Consider the following 13243-nt stretch of genomic DNA (forward strand, 5'->3'; position numbering starts at 1 on the left):
ATGTACGGAATTTTCTATCTCATCGGATTGATAGTGGTGGTCCTCGCCATTCTCAATCTCGCGTTTTAATCCATAGGAGAGTACCATGACCAATTCGACCTCACCTACTTCCAGCGACATCAAGGCCAAGGCCAAATCCGTAACTGAGGACCTGGGAAATGCCGCGCGCGAGACGGCGCAAGACGCCGCAGGCGCCGTCCGCGAAGAGGCTGTGCGCCGGGCTGACAGTGCTAAAACCGGCGTTGCAGACGAAGTATCAGACGTTGCATCGGCGCTGCGCAAGGCGGCGGACAGTATGCGCGACGGCTCCCCGCAGGAGCGGACATTTGGCCAAATCGCTGGCGGTCTGGCAGACGTATCGGAGTCGATCCGTGGCAAAGATCTGGGCGAAATGGCCAGCGAGCTAACCTCGTTCGCCAAGCGTAATCCCATGCTCTTTCTTGGCGGTATCGCGCTGGCTGGCTTCGCTGCGACGCGCTTTGCCACTTCATCAGCACGCCGCGAAAGCGACGAAGGCAGAGCCGAGCCGCAAAGCTCATCGCAGGTCTATGCAGGTCGCTACTCATCCGGCATGCCGACCGACTCTGCCTCCGTGTCTTCTAACAGGGCAGGAGGTGCGTCATGAACGATCCGACAAGGAAATCTACGACCGACATGCTGGGCGACGCCCTGAACCATGTCAGCAGTTTGGTGCGCAAAGAAGTCGATTTGGCACGCGCCGAGGTTTCCGAGAACCTCAACAAAGCGGCCGTCGCCATCGGGCTGATCATTGGTGCAGTTATCGTCGCCCTAACAGCGCTTAACGTGCTGTCCGCCGCCCTCGTCGCTGCCCTGACCAACGCGGGTATTGATGCCGGTTGGAGCGCACTGATCGTCGGTGCGGTCTTTGCCATCATCGCATTTGTGATGGTTGGCAAGGGGATCAACGACCTCAAACTGTCCAGCCTTGCACCCTCTCGCACCGCTAAAAACGTCAAGCGTGATGCCAACGCAGTAAAGGATGCCTACGATGACAAGTGATAACAAATCCCCCGACGAGATCGAGCGCGAGATTGAACGCGAACGCGCAGGCCTCAAGGACTCTATCGAAGATCTGCAGAACCGCTTTTCGTTTGACGGTTTCGTGCAGCAATTCGGTGATCAGTTTCGCGAGCATGGCGGCGACTTCGGCCGCTCGGTTGCGAAATCTGCGCGCGATAATCCCGTCGCACTTGCCCTGACCGGCGTCGGATTGGCCTGGATGATCTTTGGCAGCGACCGCAAGGTGGATCGCTACGACGATCGCTACTCCGCGCCGCGTGGCAATCACGCTGATCGCTTGGGCCACGACGTGCCGGACTATGCGGCACGGCGCGGTGCGGCCTATTCCGGCCCCAAAGCGGCAGCCGCGCGGAATACCGGACGTCAGCCCAGCTGGGCGCGCAATTGGGACGATGACGAATTGGGTGGCTCGTACCGCGACACCAGTTCGGGCACGTCGCTAGGCGACCGGGTTTCGGGCGCAGGCGCATCAATCAAGGATGCAGCTAGCGGCGCAAAGGATGCGATTTCGTCCGGGTCATCTTCCGCCGCGCAGTCGGTTTCCTCTGGTGCAGCGTCGGCGCGGGATACGGCCTACGATACGGCCAGCAGCGTGCGCGATACGGTAGGTCATGCCGCTGAGAGCGTTCGTGACACTGCAGGCAATGTCTGGAGCAGCGCATCGCAGCGCGCGCAATCGCTTCAAACGCGCCTATCTGAGGGGACAGAGCATCTGTCCGAGGAAGCACGCGAGCGTATTGCCGCGGCCCGTGCGCGCGCCATCGATGCACGTGATGAAGCGGCACGTCGCCTCAGCCGAGGCAGCGATCAGGTCGCCGATTTCTACGAAGAGCATCCGCTTGTCGTAGGCGCGGTTGCTTTTGCCGTAGGCGCGGCTGTCGCGGGTGCTTTGCCCCGTACGCGGGTCGAAGATGAGTATATGGGGGGCTACAGCGACGATCTTTATGACGAAGCCGAGCGCATCTATTCCGACGAGGTCGAGAAGGCTCAAAAGGTCGTCAAGGCAGGCGTGGACGAGGCCAAGAACGTTGCGTCGGAGTTCAAGTCCGATATCGACGGCGCGGCGCCCGGAGACAAAAGCGCAGTCGACGCCGCCGTCGACAAGACAAAATCAGCGGCCACACGCGTTGCCGATGCTGCCAAGGACAAAGCGAACGAGCAGCACCTCGGAGATCCGAAGGCAGAAAGCTAAACCCATGCGGGCGGCCCGTTATCCGGGCCGCCCGCTATATTACAGACCTAGATAAGGAGTGCCCTGATGAGCCGTGGCCGCCATGCAGAAAAACCGACGACTATCCCGGCCAAGGGCTGGAAGGACATCGCTCTGCGGGTCAAGGCTGAGATGGCAGATGATCACGTTGGCCTTATCGCTGCCGGCGTCGCGTTCTACGCGCTTTTGGCAATTTTCCCTGCATTGACGGCGTTGTTGGCGATAGGCGGCCTACTGGTCGATCCGTCGCAGATCGTCGATGAGTTGCAGACGCTGACCGCCATCATGCCCGAGGAGGTGTCCACGATCATCCTGTCGCAGGCCAAAGGTGTTGCCGGGTCGCGCCAAGGCGGGTTGGGCCTGGCTGCGGTGCTTGGTATTGTGCTGGCGCTTTACTCAGCATCGAAAGGCGTCGGTAGTTTGATTGAGGGACTGAACGTCGCTTACGACGAAGATGAGGAACGCGGATTTATATGGCTGAAGGTTGTGACATTTGGCCTGACCATAGGCTTAATCATTGGCGCTCTGCTGGCGATGGGATTAATGATGGCAGTGTCGGCTGTGCTGGCGTTTGTTCAACTTGGGTCGGTGATCGAGGTTGTTGTGACGGGCGCGAGCTGGCTGTTCATGCTTGTTCTTATCGCGATTGCGCTTTCTTGCCTCTACCGGTTTGGCCCTGATCGCGATCGTGCCGAATGGAAATGGGCCTCTCCCGGCTCGGTCGTAGCCACCGTAATCTGGCTAATCGCCTCGGTCGGCTTTGCGCTCTACGTTACGAATTTCGGCTCCTATAATGAGAGCTTCGGCTCGCTCGCTGGGGTGATCGTACTGCTCATGTGGCTATGGATTTCGGCGTATATCGTCGTTTTGGGGGCAGAGCTGAATGCCGAGATGGAAGCGCAGACCAGATACGACACGACTGTAGGTGCCGACGAGCCGATGGGCCAGCGCGGGGCTGAGAAGGCCGACAAGTTGGGCAGGCGAAAGAGCTGATCGCGATTGAGGCTTCTATTTTTCACTTTTAATCCAATGAATTGACTTTCCATTTCTACGGAAAAACTTCTTTGGATTCGTGTGTAGAGCCATGTGAATTCTAGACGCAAACCCTGCTGACCCGCTCTGTTTGAATCAATTCCTTAGATGCGCCGTATTCCGCTTATCAGGCTAATATCCCTCACCGAAGCGGAACTGGAGTGGCTGAAAAAAGTTAGATCTGCATCAGAAACGTTTATCTAAGTGAGGCATATAATGGACCACTCAAAGCACACACCCCTCCGACAAGATGAAATGACGACAGCGACTGTCGAAGGTGCAAATGTTTACGGACCAGACGATGGTCATATCGGCGATGTTTCCCACCTTCATGGCACCGGCGCTACGGCAAAAGCCGTTGTGGATGTCGGCGGGTTTCTTGGTCTTGGCGCCAAGCCTGTTGCGCTACCGGCGTCTAGCTTGGACTTCATGCGCGACGAACATGGCAAAGTTCATGCGAAAACCGCGATGACAAAAGATCAGTTGAAAGACTTGCCGGAGCACAAGCACTAATTCAGTGCAAAGTAATCTCTGCAAAATGCTAAAGAGGGGCCGTCTTTAAAATTCGGCCCCTAGCTTCAAAAGAAAATAAGGGATGGGTATCATGGGTTTTATCTGGACAATAATAATTGGCTTTGTCGCCGGGGTGATTGCAAAGTTCGTCACTCCCGGTGACAACGAGCCATCTGGTTTTATACTTACCACTATTTTGGGCATTATCGGCGCGTTTGTTGCGACATGGATCGGGCAGGCCGTCGGATGGTATAGCGCTGGCGATGGTGCAGGATTTGTTGGTGCGATTGTAGGCGCCGTTATTGTTCTGTTGATTTGGGGCGCTGTTGTTGGTCGTCGCAATTCTTAAAATTAGCTACAAATAATCGGGTACGTGTACCCCCCTTGCGAGAAAGGATACTCATTATGGCACGAGGTGGTTTTCCCTCTATGACCGCGCTGCTCGGAGTGTTGGCAGTTGCAGGTTTTCAAAACCGGGACAAAATCTCGGAATTTTTGTCAAATAAAGGCGGCTCCGGCGGAAACGCCGGTGGTGACGTTGAGGAAATGCGTGGAAGCTCATCTGGCCAAAGTCTGGCGAGCGCTCCAGCTCTTCAGGGGGGCCTTGGCAACCTTCTGAAATCACTTGGTATCGACCAGCTTCTTGGCGGTGGATTATCTGAGCTGACTGATCGCTTTCGCCAAAACGGCCAGTCGCAGAGCGTGGATTCCTGGGTCGGCTCAGGAGCAAACCGCGACGTTTCGACCTCTGAGCTTGAACAAGCATTGGGTGACGAAACCCTTGATGACCTGTCCGAGCATACCGGGCTCACGCGCGAAGAACTGCTCACACGCTTGTCGCGAGAGCTTCCGCAGGCGGTAGACAAATACACGCCAGAGGGACATTTACCACCGCAAAGCGCTTAGGGCGCTTTGGGTCCCTGTATGCAGGTGTTCTGGCGAAATGGTCGATGATGCGCAGCGCGCCGAGAAACTGCGCATCATCGGCCGACATCGGGTGGGATTGCCCCTCTTATTCTATGAAAATCACCGATGGAATGTCGGTCTAATCAACATCTCTTGTCGTCCTGAAATGGACGGCACACTGCATCATCGGGCGGAAACCTTTTCCGATGACCGCATCGTGAACCACGGATCTTTCCGAATACCATCTAACGGTTAATCTGATCCTGGGCAGATGCCATCCAGGAGCTGCACGATACAAAAAAATAGACAGCGTTAAGATGTGCTCTACATTCTAATGTTCGCTATTCTGGATGTGCTTCATGCCGACCAAAGATCATTTCGCGCCATTTCTTCCGCTTGGCCAGTACGCGTGGCCTAGCCTTCCGGCGGACGACCGTGTGCGGCTAATCTTTGAGCGCTTAAAAAGCGAGATTTTGTGGTCCGGCAAGTCTGACAAGCCAGTCGTCGCCGATGATATGTTAAAGGATGCGACCGTAAATAGGCTGGATGCCATCGCCGCGCCTCCGGCCTGCGGCCCGCTTCTGGATGAGCTTGGCGCAACGTTGAGCGCTTGGCTTTCGTCATCGGGACTCGCAGATCGCATTCAGTTGATCGTCCTGCCACCTTGCGACGAAAACAAAATCATCGAGGCATGGGCTGGCCGCCATGATCTGGAATGTCTGATACCACCCGCCCGCAAAGATTTACGGCCCCTGAGTGAGCCGCAGCTACCAGATGTCGACGGCAATGGGGTGCTGGTCATTCCCCGACTTGAAGACTGGTTCATCAGGCATCGGAACGGTCTGGGCACTGTTCGCGCGTTGATGGAGGCGCTGTCAGCCAGCGACCGACGTTTCGTTGTTGGGTGCAATAGCTGGGCGTGGGCCTATCTAACGGTCGCGATCAACGCGCAGATGCAGCTACCGAATGGCTGCACATTTCAGGCCTTTGACAGTCAGCGCTTGTTTGATTGGTTCTCAAAACTTTCAGCCGATCCGGCGTCAGGCATATCGAAGTTCAGGAAGCCGGACAGCGGTATGGACGTGTTTGCACTTGATGAGAACGGCGCGCCGAAGTCGGACTTCTTTCAGAAGCTTGCGGCGCATAGCCTCGGGATACCGTGGGTGGCATGGAATTTATGGCGGCGCAGTCTGCGGACCAACCGTGAGGATGTGGACGATAAGGTTGCTGACGACGATGATGAAACTCTATGGATTGCTGCTCTGGATGATTTCTCGCTACCGGCCGAACATCGTCAGGAGGCGTTGTTAGTCCTTCAGTCTTTACTGGTCCACGGAAGGCTTTCAGCAGAAAGCCTGCGCCTCACAGTGCCCTTCGTTGGACGGAGCAACGTCGTGCAGGCTTTGATTCACGGCGGCTTCGTCAAGCTCGAAGCCGAGCTTCTGACCTGTGTGGCAGCCGCATACCCGGCCATTCGGCGCGAGTTGCTGGATGCGGGTTTCTCGATGGATAGGCTCTGAGCATGGAAAACAACAAAGGCACCGAGCAGGCGGTAAAACTGCTCAATGACTTTCAAAATATCAGCTTTGTAGAAATTGTCGTGGTAGTCGCGCTCACATGGCTTGCCATCGTCACCGTGCGCAAGCTCGCGCCATTTTTTGCTGAACGTGGCCCTCAACAATTGCGTCTCTGGCTGCTCGGCTCAGTGCCGATCGCGCGGCTGCTTTTGATGATCTTTGCTATTATGTGGATCATACCGATCATCTTCAACGTGACGTTTCAAAACTTTCTGGTGATTGCAGGTGCCGCCAGCGTCGCGATCGGTTTTGCATTCAAGGATTACGTCAGCAGTCTGGTCGCGGGCGTGGTTGCTATATTTGAGCGCCCGTATAGGCCCGGCGACTGGGTCGAGATTGAGGGTGACTACGGCGAAGTGCAGCATGTCGGCCTGCGCAGCCTGCGTATCGTCACTGCGGATGACAACCTGATCACGGTTCCTCATTCGCACATCTGGTCGTCAAACATATCCAATGCCAACGATGGCACCCGCACATTGATGTGCGTCTGTCATTTCTACCTCAATCCGGAACACGATGCGACGCGAATGCGGTCAGCGTTGCAGGATGTGGCACTAACCAGCGCATATTTGAACTGGGCAAAGCCGGTAGCGGTGATGATAGCCCAGACCCCCTACAGCACGCATTATCAGGTCAAGGCTTATCCCTTTGATTTGCGTGATCAGTTTTTGTTCATCAGCGATGTAACCGAGCGTGGCAAAAACGCTATCGCCGAGGCAGGCGGCAGAGAAGTCGCTGCAGTGGTCGCCCCTGCAATTTAACACCTTCAATCAACGAAAGTAGCACCTCTTATGGAAGAAATAGACGCCGAACCACAGATGATTTTTGACAAGATTGACGCTTGGGTAGACGGACTGTTTAAGTTGCTGCCTAACATCGCAGTAGCCGTCGTTGTTATCGTGCTTTTCTGGCTGCTCGCGCGAGGCCTCAGCGCATTGGTGCGCAGATCCGCCAGAAACCGTGACCGTACCAGCCTGGCCGAAGTGGGCGGGGCGCTGGTCAAATGGGCGATTGTCATTATTGGCATCATGTTGGCTGTGACGATTGTCGCGCCGACTGTGACGCCCGGTGATCTCATTGCGGGCCTGGGTGTTAGCTCTGTCGCAATCGGTTTTGCGTTCAAGGATATTCTGCAAAATATGCTGGCAGGTATTTTAATTCTTTTGCGCCAGCCATTTGCGGTCGGGGATCAGATCGTGTCGGGTGGGCATGAGGGAACCGTGGAAAAGATCGAAACACGCGCGACATTTGTCAAAACCTACGACGGTTGCCGCGTCGTAATCCCCAATTCTGACATCTACACAGATAGCGTCATTGTGCGAACCGCATTTGAAGAGCGGCGCTCGCAGTACGACATCGGCGTGGGTTGCAATGACGACTGGACTGAGGCACGCCGCCTGATCCAAGAAGCGTGCGCGACCGTTGAGGGAGTGTCTGCCGATCCCGCGCCTGAAACAATCCCGATCGAGCTGGGCGATTTTGCGAACGTAATCCGCCTGCGTTGGTGGACGAAATCGGACCGTGCGAGCCAAATCCACGTCTTTGGCGAAGTTTTGCAGGCGGTCTATAAAAAGCTCGATAGCGCTGGCATCGACATGCCGTATCCGACCCAAGTGCATCTTTTCCACGACCAGACCGAAGAACACGATGGCAACCGGTCAATGCAAAGAGAGGGCTGGCCTGCAGGGACGGGAGAGGTGCCAAAGCAGGCGCGGATCGTGGATGGGTTTAAAAAATCTGAGGCGAATTCCAGCAGCTGAAATCCCGTACGCTGATATAAGCTGCAATTGTTTGCTCGTGACGGCGACCGCCCCGAGCCCTTTGGCGCGGCGGGCGATAATAGTCGCACCGCAGGCTCCCTAGTGGACAACGAGGCGTAGGGTCGCGAACCCCAGATCGGCCGCGAGCCCGATTGTCAAAGCGCGGATTGCCCGGCAGGATAGGGTAGCAGCAGGAGATACGAGCATGGATAAAGTGGCAGTGATATCAGGGGCCAGCCGGGGTATAGGCGCGGCAGTCGCTAACCGGCTAGCGGATGCGGGATGGCGACTATCGCTAGGGATGCGGACGCCGCAGGACGCAAACGCGCGCTGGGCAGAGCACCACGTCTCAGAATTCGACGCCGCTGCACAAGGCGAGGCGCGCTGGATCCGCGAGGCGCTGGAGCACTATGGCCGTATCGACGCCGTCATCTGCTGCGCCGGAGTGATGGAGCCGCAGGACGTGATTGAGATAGACGACGATGTGCTGGACGCGATGATGGAGGTGAACGTGAAATCCCCCCGCCGTCTGGTGCGCGCCGCGTGGGACGCACTGGGCGGATCAGGGCAAGGGCGCGTCATCATGCTCGCATCGCTGTCGGGCAAGCGGGTGGCGTCGGCCGCCAGCGGTTCGTACTCGATGTCGAAATTTGCGGCTGTGGCCCTGACCCACGGCATACGGCAAAAGGGTTGGGACCAGGGTATACGCGCCACGGCGATCTGCCCCAGCTACGTCAATACCGATATGGCCGCCGCAATTACCGAATTCCCGGCCCAGCAAATGACGCAGCCCGTCGATATCGCCCGCATGGTCGAACTGGCGCTTGATCTGCCAAACACTGCATCCGTCGCGGAAATAGCCGTGACCTGCCGCCGTGAGGCGCATTACTGAGTCACGACAGCCCTGCGCAAAAAGCCGCGATGCGGTCCACGGCATCCATCAGTTCGGGCTCAGACGCGGCATAGCTGATGCGGAAGTAGGGGCTCTGACCGAAGGCTGCGCCATGGACGGTCGCAACGCCGCCTTCCTCCAAGAGGGCCATGCAGAAATCCTCATCGGTGTCGATTTTCGTTCCTGCGGGCGTCGCCTTGCCCAGAAACGCCGCGCAGGACGGGAACACGTAAAAGGCGCCGGGCGGGGTGGGGCATTCCATGCCGGGAATGGTATTTAGGCGCTGCACCACTAAATCGCGGCGACGCTCGAATGCGGCGCGCCGCACCTCCAACTCGTCCTGCGGGCCAGTCAGCGCGGCATGGGCTGCCCACTGGCTGGGCCGCGCCGCGCCGCTGGTCAACTGGCCCTGCATCAACGCCATCGCGTCGATCAGGGCCTGCGGTCCTGCCGCATATCCAATGCGCCAGCCGGTCATGGCGTAGGCCTTACTGACGCCGTTCATGGTCAAGGTGCGATCGTTCATCGCCGGGGCGGCAGCGGCCATGGTGGCAAAAGGGACACCGCCATAAATCAGGTGTTCGTACATGTCGTCGGACAGCACCCAGACGTGGGGGTGCCGCTCCAGCACCTCCGCCAGCGCGCGCAGATCATCCGCGCCGTAGACTGCGCCCGACGGGTTTGATGGCGAATTAATAAACAGCCAACGCGTCTTAGCGGTAATTGCAGCTTCCAGCGCGGCGGGTGTCAGCAGAAATCCCTCTTCGGCGCTTGTTTCCACCACGACCGAGATCGCGCCTGTCATGTCGACCATCTGGGCGTAGCTCACCCAATAGGGCGCGGGGATGATCACATCGTCGCCCGCATCGAGCGTGGCCAGCAGCGCGTTGGCGATCACCTGCTTGCCCCCTGTGCAGACGATGGTTTGCGAGGGCGCATAGTCCAACCCATTCTCGCGCGCGAACTTATCCGCGACTGCCTGCCGCAGTTGCGGGATGCCGGGGATGGGGGTGTATTTCGTCTCGCCGCGCGCGACGGCCTCGGCGGCGGCTGCCTTTACGTGATCGGGCGTGTCAAAATCCGGCTCGCCGATCGACAGCGAGATAATGTCACGCCCTTGGCTGCGCAGGTCGCGCGCCTTTTGCGTGATGGCGATGGTCGCCGCAGGTTGGATACGCGATAGCGCGGTGGATTTGCGGAACTGGGTCATAAAGGGCCTCTGGCGTTACAGAACCGACCTTAGCCGCGCCCCACCAAAGAGCAAGCGGATCAGGCGCCGAACACGGACCATCCGGTGAAATTGGCAAGGCGGTGGGCCGCCTCGGTCCCGGCTTTGGAGTTGCCGTAGTGGTTCAGACCCGGCGACCAGACGGCGATAGACGCCTTTCCGGGTGCGATCATCAGGATGCCCCCGCCGACGCCGCTTTTGCCCGGCAGGCCGACGCGATAGGCAAAATCGCCCGAACCGTCATAGTGCCCGCAAGTCATCATCAGCGCATTGATCCGGCGCGCGCGCCGCCGTGATATCAGGCGCGGCGCGCCCTCTAGCCCGGCCAGCATCCGTCCCGATTGCGCCAGCTGATCGGTGGTCATCGCGATGGCGCATTGATGCATATAGGTGCCAAGGGTCAGGTCAGGCTCGTTTCGCAAATTGCCAAAGGAATAGAGGTAATGCGCCAGCGCCGCGTTGCGGTGGCCTGTCGCCTCTTCGGAGGCGGCGACGTGTTTGTCGATGTGGATATCGGCGTCGTCTGCGGCAGCGCGGATAAATTGGATCAGTTCTGCCAGCGCCTCGCGCGGCTGGCGCCCGTCCAGCAGCGCATCGGTCGTCACGATAGCGCCCGCGTTGATGAAAGGATTGCGCGGGCGGCCTTTTTCCTGCTCTAGCAGCGCGATGGAGTTAAACGCGGTGCCCGACGGCTCGCGCCCAACGCGCGCCCAAAGGGTATCGCCAATGCGGCCAAGCGCGGCGGCGAGGGTGAACACCTTGCTAACGCTCTGGATTGAAAAGCGTTTGGTATGGGCGCCGGCCGATAGCGTGCGACCGTCCGCCATCGCGACAGAAATGGCGAATTGCGCGGGGTCGACGCTGGCCAGTTCGGGGATGTAGTCGGCAGGCGTGCCCCAGTTGGCAGCGTCGTGCATTTCGCGGTTCAGGTCGTGCAGGAAGTCCTGAAGGCCATCCGGGAAAGTATCACTCATCGGTATGCCTTGAGGTTAACGATGCCTCATAGGCTGGGTCAGGCCCCCCTCTGCTAAGGCGTTGGCTGTGGGTCATCCGGTATCCTTCCGGCGCACGTCTCAGGTGTTGAACAAAAAGTGCAGCACGTCGCCATCCTTGACGATATACGACTTTCCTTCGGCGCGCATCTTGCCCGCTTCCTTGGCCGCCTGTTCGCCGCCCAGCGAGGTGAAGTCGTTATAGGCGATGGTCTCGGCGCGGATGAAACCGCGCTCAAAATCACCGTGGATCACGCCTGCTGCCTTCGGCGCCGACGTGCCTGATCGGATCGTCCAGGCGCGTGCCTCTTTCGGGCCTACGGTAAAATATGTCTCGAGGTGCAGCAGCTCATAGCCCGCCTTGATCAGGCGCGACAGGCCGGCCTCGTCCAGTCCCATTTCGGTGAGGAACATCTCGGCCTCATCGGCGTCCAGCTGGCTGATTTCCTCTTCGATCTGGGCGCTGATTACGACGGCGGAATTACCCTCGGCCGCCGCCATCTCGGCCACCTTCGCCGAAAGGGCATTGCCGCCGGAGGCATCTGCCTCGCCGACGTTGCAGACATAGAGCACCGGCTTGGTGGTCAAAAGTTGCAGCAGCTTCCAGGTCCGTTTGTCGTCGTCGTCAACAGCGACGGTGCGGGCGGGCTGGCCCTGCTCCAGCGCGGCAAGTGCTGCCTTTAGCAGGCGCTCTTGCTGGATTGCCTCCTTGTCGCCGCCGCGGACCTTGCGGGTGATGTTCTGCATCCGCTTCTCTATGCTCTCGATATCAGCCAGCATCAGCTCGGTCTCGATCGTTTCGGCGTCGGCCACCGGATCGACGCGGCCCTCGACATGGGTGACGTCGCCATCCTCAAAGCAGCGCAGCACATGCGCAATCGCGTCCACCTCGCGGATATTGGCCAAAAACTGGTTTCCCAGACCCTCGCCCTTGCTGGCGCCCTTTACGAGGCCGGCGATATCGACGAACGTCATCCGGGTAGGAATAATCTGCTTGCTGCCCGCGATCTGCGCTAACGTGTCCAGGCGCACATCCGGCACTGCCACATCGCCCACGTTCGGCTCAATCGTGCAAAAGGGAAAGTTGGCGGCCTGCGCGGCGGCGGTGCGCGTCAACGCGTTAAACAGCGTGGACTTGCCGACGTTCGGCATCCCGACGATACCCATTTTAAAACCCATGACGGCGCTCCTGATCCAGAATTCACGGCATCTATGGCAGTGGGGGGCGCGAGGTCAAGCAGACCATTGATTTCTGCGTCCCTTTGGGCCAAACCCTGAGCGGTCACAAAAGGGAAATGCCATGAGCCGTATCGACGCCAAATTCGCCGAGTTAAAGACCGCCGGGAAAAAGGCGTTCGTGGCCTACATCATGGCCGGCGATCCCGATTTTGACACGTCGCTTGAAGTGGTCAAGGGCATGCCCGCAGCTGGCGTCGACATTATCGAGCTGGGTCTGCCCTTCACCGATCCGATGGCCGATGGTGAGGCGATCCAGCTGGCCGGGCAACGCGCGCTTAAGGGCGGCATGACGCTCAAGCGGACGCTGCAATTGGCGCGCGAATTTCGCAAGGGCGACGACACGACGCCTATCGTGTTGATGGGCTACTACAACCCGATCTTTAATCACGGCGTGCCGCAGTTCCTGATTGACGCACGCGAGGCAGGTATCGATGGCCTGATCGTCGTTGATCTGCCCCCGGAAGAGGATGAGGAACTGTGCATCCCCGCGCAGGCTGCGGGCCTCAATTTTATCCGGCTGGCAACGCCTACGACCGATGACAAGCGTCTGCCCAAAGTCCTACAGAACACCTCTGGCTTCGTCTATTATGTCTCGATCACCGGCATCACTGGCGCCGCTGCGGCCGAGGCCGGGGATGTGGCGCCAGAGGTGGCCCGCATTAAAAAACAGACCGATCTGCCCGTCATCGTCGGCTTTGGCATCCGCACGCCCGAGACGTCGAAGGCCATTGCTGGCGTGGCCGACGGCGCGGTCGTCGGATCGGCTATCGTTAGCCGGATGGCAGCGGGGGACAGCCCGGCGAAGGTGCTGGAGTTTGTCAAAGGGTTGGCCGACGGCGCCCACTCGGCCTGA

At 58.7% G+C, this 13243-nt stretch carries 15 protein-coding genes; 12 read left to right on the forward strand and 3 right to left on the reverse strand.

Annotated elements, in window-relative coordinates:
* The first annotated feature begins 85 nt into the window (after positions 1–85).
* The 11 genes from MK6180000_RS01590 to MK6180000_RS01640 all read left to right on the forward strand — a co-directional run bounded on the left by MK6180000_RS01590 (position 86) and on the right by MK6180000_RS01640 (position 8931).
* Positions 86–625: a hypothetical protein gene (locus MK6180000_RS01590; RefSeq protein WP_138933137.1), complete on the forward strand. Its 540-nt coding sequence runs from the start codon at positions 86–88 to the stop codon at positions 623–625.
* Positions 622–1020: a phage holin family protein gene (locus tag MK6180000_RS01595; protein ID WP_138933138.1), complete on the forward strand. Its 399-nt coding sequence runs from the start codon at positions 622–624 to the stop codon at positions 1018–1020. Before MK6180000_RS01590 ends, MK6180000_RS01595 begins: the two co-directional genes overlap by 4 nt.
* Positions 1010–2233 carry a DUF3618 domain-containing protein gene (locus tag MK6180000_RS01600; protein WP_138933139.1) on the forward strand — a complete coding sequence of 408 codons (1224 nt, stop codon included), beginning with the start codon at positions 1010–1012 and terminating at the stop codon, positions 2231–2233. Before MK6180000_RS01595 ends, MK6180000_RS01600 begins: the two co-directional genes overlap by 11 nt.
* A 66-nt stretch (positions 2234–2299) precedes the next feature.
* The gene (locus MK6180000_RS01605) at positions 2300–3244 is read left to right on the forward strand and encodes a YihY/virulence factor BrkB family protein (protein WP_138933140.1); all 945 of its coding nucleotides are present in this window, start codon (positions 2300–2302) and stop codon (positions 3242–3244) included.
* Between the two features lie 255 nt (positions 3245–3499).
* Positions 3500–3796, forward strand: coding sequence for a PRC-barrel domain-containing protein (locus MK6180000_RS01610; RefSeq protein WP_138933141.1), 297 nt, complete (start codon positions 3500–3502; stop codon positions 3794–3796).
* Positions 3797–3887: 91 nt separating this feature from the next.
* Positions 3888–4145, forward strand: coding sequence for a GlsB/YeaQ/YmgE family stress response membrane protein (locus MK6180000_RS01615; protein ID WP_138933142.1), 258 nt, complete (start codon positions 3888–3890; stop codon positions 4143–4145).
* A gap of 56 nt (positions 4146–4201) precedes the next feature.
* Positions 4202–4702 carry a YidB family protein gene (locus MK6180000_RS01620; protein ID WP_138933143.1) on the forward strand — a complete coding sequence of 167 codons (501 nt, stop codon included), beginning with the start codon at positions 4202–4204 and terminating at the stop codon, positions 4700–4702.
* A 359-nt stretch (positions 4703–5061) separates the two neighbouring features.
* Positions 5062–6222, forward strand: a complete 1161-nt coding sequence (locus tag MK6180000_RS01625; RefSeq protein WP_138933144.1) for a hypothetical protein — start codon at positions 5062–5064, stop codon at positions 6220–6222.
* Positions 6223–6224: 2 nt separating this feature from the next.
* Positions 6225–7040: a mechanosensitive ion channel family protein gene (locus tag MK6180000_RS01630; protein ID WP_138933145.1), complete on the forward strand. Its 816-nt coding sequence runs from the start codon at positions 6225–6227 to the stop codon at positions 7038–7040.
* Positions 7041–7070: 30 nt separating this feature from the next.
* Complete coding sequence (locus MK6180000_RS01635) at positions 7071–8039, forward strand: mechanosensitive ion channel family protein (RefSeq protein WP_138933146.1); 969 nt, start codon at positions 7071–7073, stop codon at positions 8037–8039.
* Positions 8040–8244: 205 nt separating this feature from the next.
* A complete protein-coding gene (locus tag MK6180000_RS01640) occupies positions 8245–8931 on the forward strand; it encodes an SDR family NAD(P)-dependent oxidoreductase (protein ID WP_138933147.1) in 687 nt (228 codons plus the stop codon).
* A gap of 1 nt (position 8932) precedes the next feature.
* On the opposite strand, the gene MK6180000_RS01645 is transcribed toward MK6180000_RS01640, so the two are convergent.
* The 3 genes from MK6180000_RS01645 to ychF form a co-directional block, all read right to left on the reverse strand.
* Complete coding sequence (locus tag MK6180000_RS01645; RefSeq protein WP_138933148.1) at positions 8933–10141, reverse strand: pyridoxal phosphate-dependent aminotransferase; 1209 nt, start codon at positions 10139–10141, stop codon at positions 8933–8935.
* A 59-nt stretch (positions 10142–10200) separates the two neighbouring features.
* A complete protein-coding gene (locus MK6180000_RS01650; RefSeq protein ID WP_138933149.1) occupies positions 10201–11133 on the reverse strand; it encodes a glutaminase in 933 nt (310 codons plus the stop codon).
* Between the two features lie 99 nt (positions 11134–11232).
* Positions 11233–12330 (reverse strand): redox-regulated ATPase YchF, encoded by a 1098-nt coding sequence (gene ychF / locus MK6180000_RS01655; RefSeq protein ID WP_138933150.1) that lies wholly within the window; start codon positions 12328–12330, stop codon positions 11233–11235.
* Between the two features lie 121 nt (positions 12331–12451).
* On the opposite strand from ychF, the gene trpA reads away from it, so the two are divergent.
* The gene (gene trpA / locus MK6180000_RS01660; protein ID WP_138933151.1) at positions 12452–13243 is read left to right on the forward strand and encodes a tryptophan synthase subunit alpha; all 792 of its coding nucleotides are present in this window, start codon (positions 12452–12454) and stop codon (positions 13241–13243) included.

The sequence above is a fragment of the Roseovarius arcticus genome (genome assembly GCF_006125015.1).
GTDB lineage: Bacteria > Pseudomonadota > Alphaproteobacteria > Rhodobacterales > Rhodobacteraceae > Roseovarius > Roseovarius arcticus.

Excerpts from the sequence above, each read along its gene's own strand:
- MK6180000_RS01590 (WP_138933137.1), top strand. The coding sequence starts at position 86 with ATGACCAATTCGACCTCACCTACTTCCAGCGACATCAAGGCCAAGGCC.
- MK6180000_RS01595 (WP_138933138.1), top strand. The coding sequence starts at position 622 with ATGAACGATCCGACAAGGAAATCTACGACCGACATGCTGGGCGACGCC.
- MK6180000_RS01600 (WP_138933139.1), top strand. The coding sequence starts at position 1,010 with ATGACAAGTGATAACAAATCCCCCGACGAGATCGAGCGCGAGATTGAA.
- MK6180000_RS01605 (WP_138933140.1), top strand. The coding sequence starts at position 2,300 with ATGAGCCGTGGCCGCCATGCAGAAAAACCGACGACTATCCCGGCCAAG.
- MK6180000_RS01610 (WP_138933141.1), top strand. The coding sequence starts at position 3,500 with ATGGACCACTCAAAGCACACACCCCTCCGACAAGATGAAATGACGACA.
- MK6180000_RS01615 (WP_138933142.1), top strand. The coding sequence starts at position 3,888 with ATGGGTTTTATCTGGACAATAATAATTGGCTTTGTCGCCGGGGTGATT.
- MK6180000_RS01620 (WP_138933143.1), top strand. The coding sequence starts at position 4,202 with ATGGCACGAGGTGGTTTTCCCTCTATGACCGCGCTGCTCGGAGTGTTG.
- MK6180000_RS01625 (WP_138933144.1), top strand. The coding sequence starts at position 5,062 with ATGCCGACCAAAGATCATTTCGCGCCATTTCTTCCGCTTGGCCAGTAC.
- MK6180000_RS01630 (WP_138933145.1), top strand. The coding sequence starts at position 6,225 with ATGGAAAACAACAAAGGCACCGAGCAGGCGGTAAAACTGCTCAATGAC.
- MK6180000_RS01635 (WP_138933146.1), top strand. The coding sequence starts at position 7,071 with ATGGAAGAAATAGACGCCGAACCACAGATGATTTTTGACAAGATTGAC.
- MK6180000_RS01640 (WP_138933147.1), top strand. The coding sequence starts at position 8,245 with ATGGATAAAGTGGCAGTGATATCAGGGGCCAGCCGGGGTATAGGCGCG.
- MK6180000_RS01645 (WP_138933148.1), bottom strand. The coding sequence starts at position 10,141 with ATGACCCAGTTCCGCAAATCCACCGCGCTATCGCGTATCCAACCTGCG.
- MK6180000_RS01650 (WP_138933149.1), bottom strand. The coding sequence starts at position 11,133 with ATGAGTGATACTTTCCCGGATGGCCTTCAGGACTTCCTGCACGACCTG.
- ychF (WP_138933150.1), bottom strand. The coding sequence starts at position 12,330 with ATGGGTTTTAAAATGGGTATCGTCGGGATGCCGAACGTCGGCAAGTCC.
- trpA (WP_138933151.1), top strand. The coding sequence starts at position 12,452 with ATGAGCCGTATCGACGCCAAATTCGCCGAGTTAAAGACCGCCGGGAAA.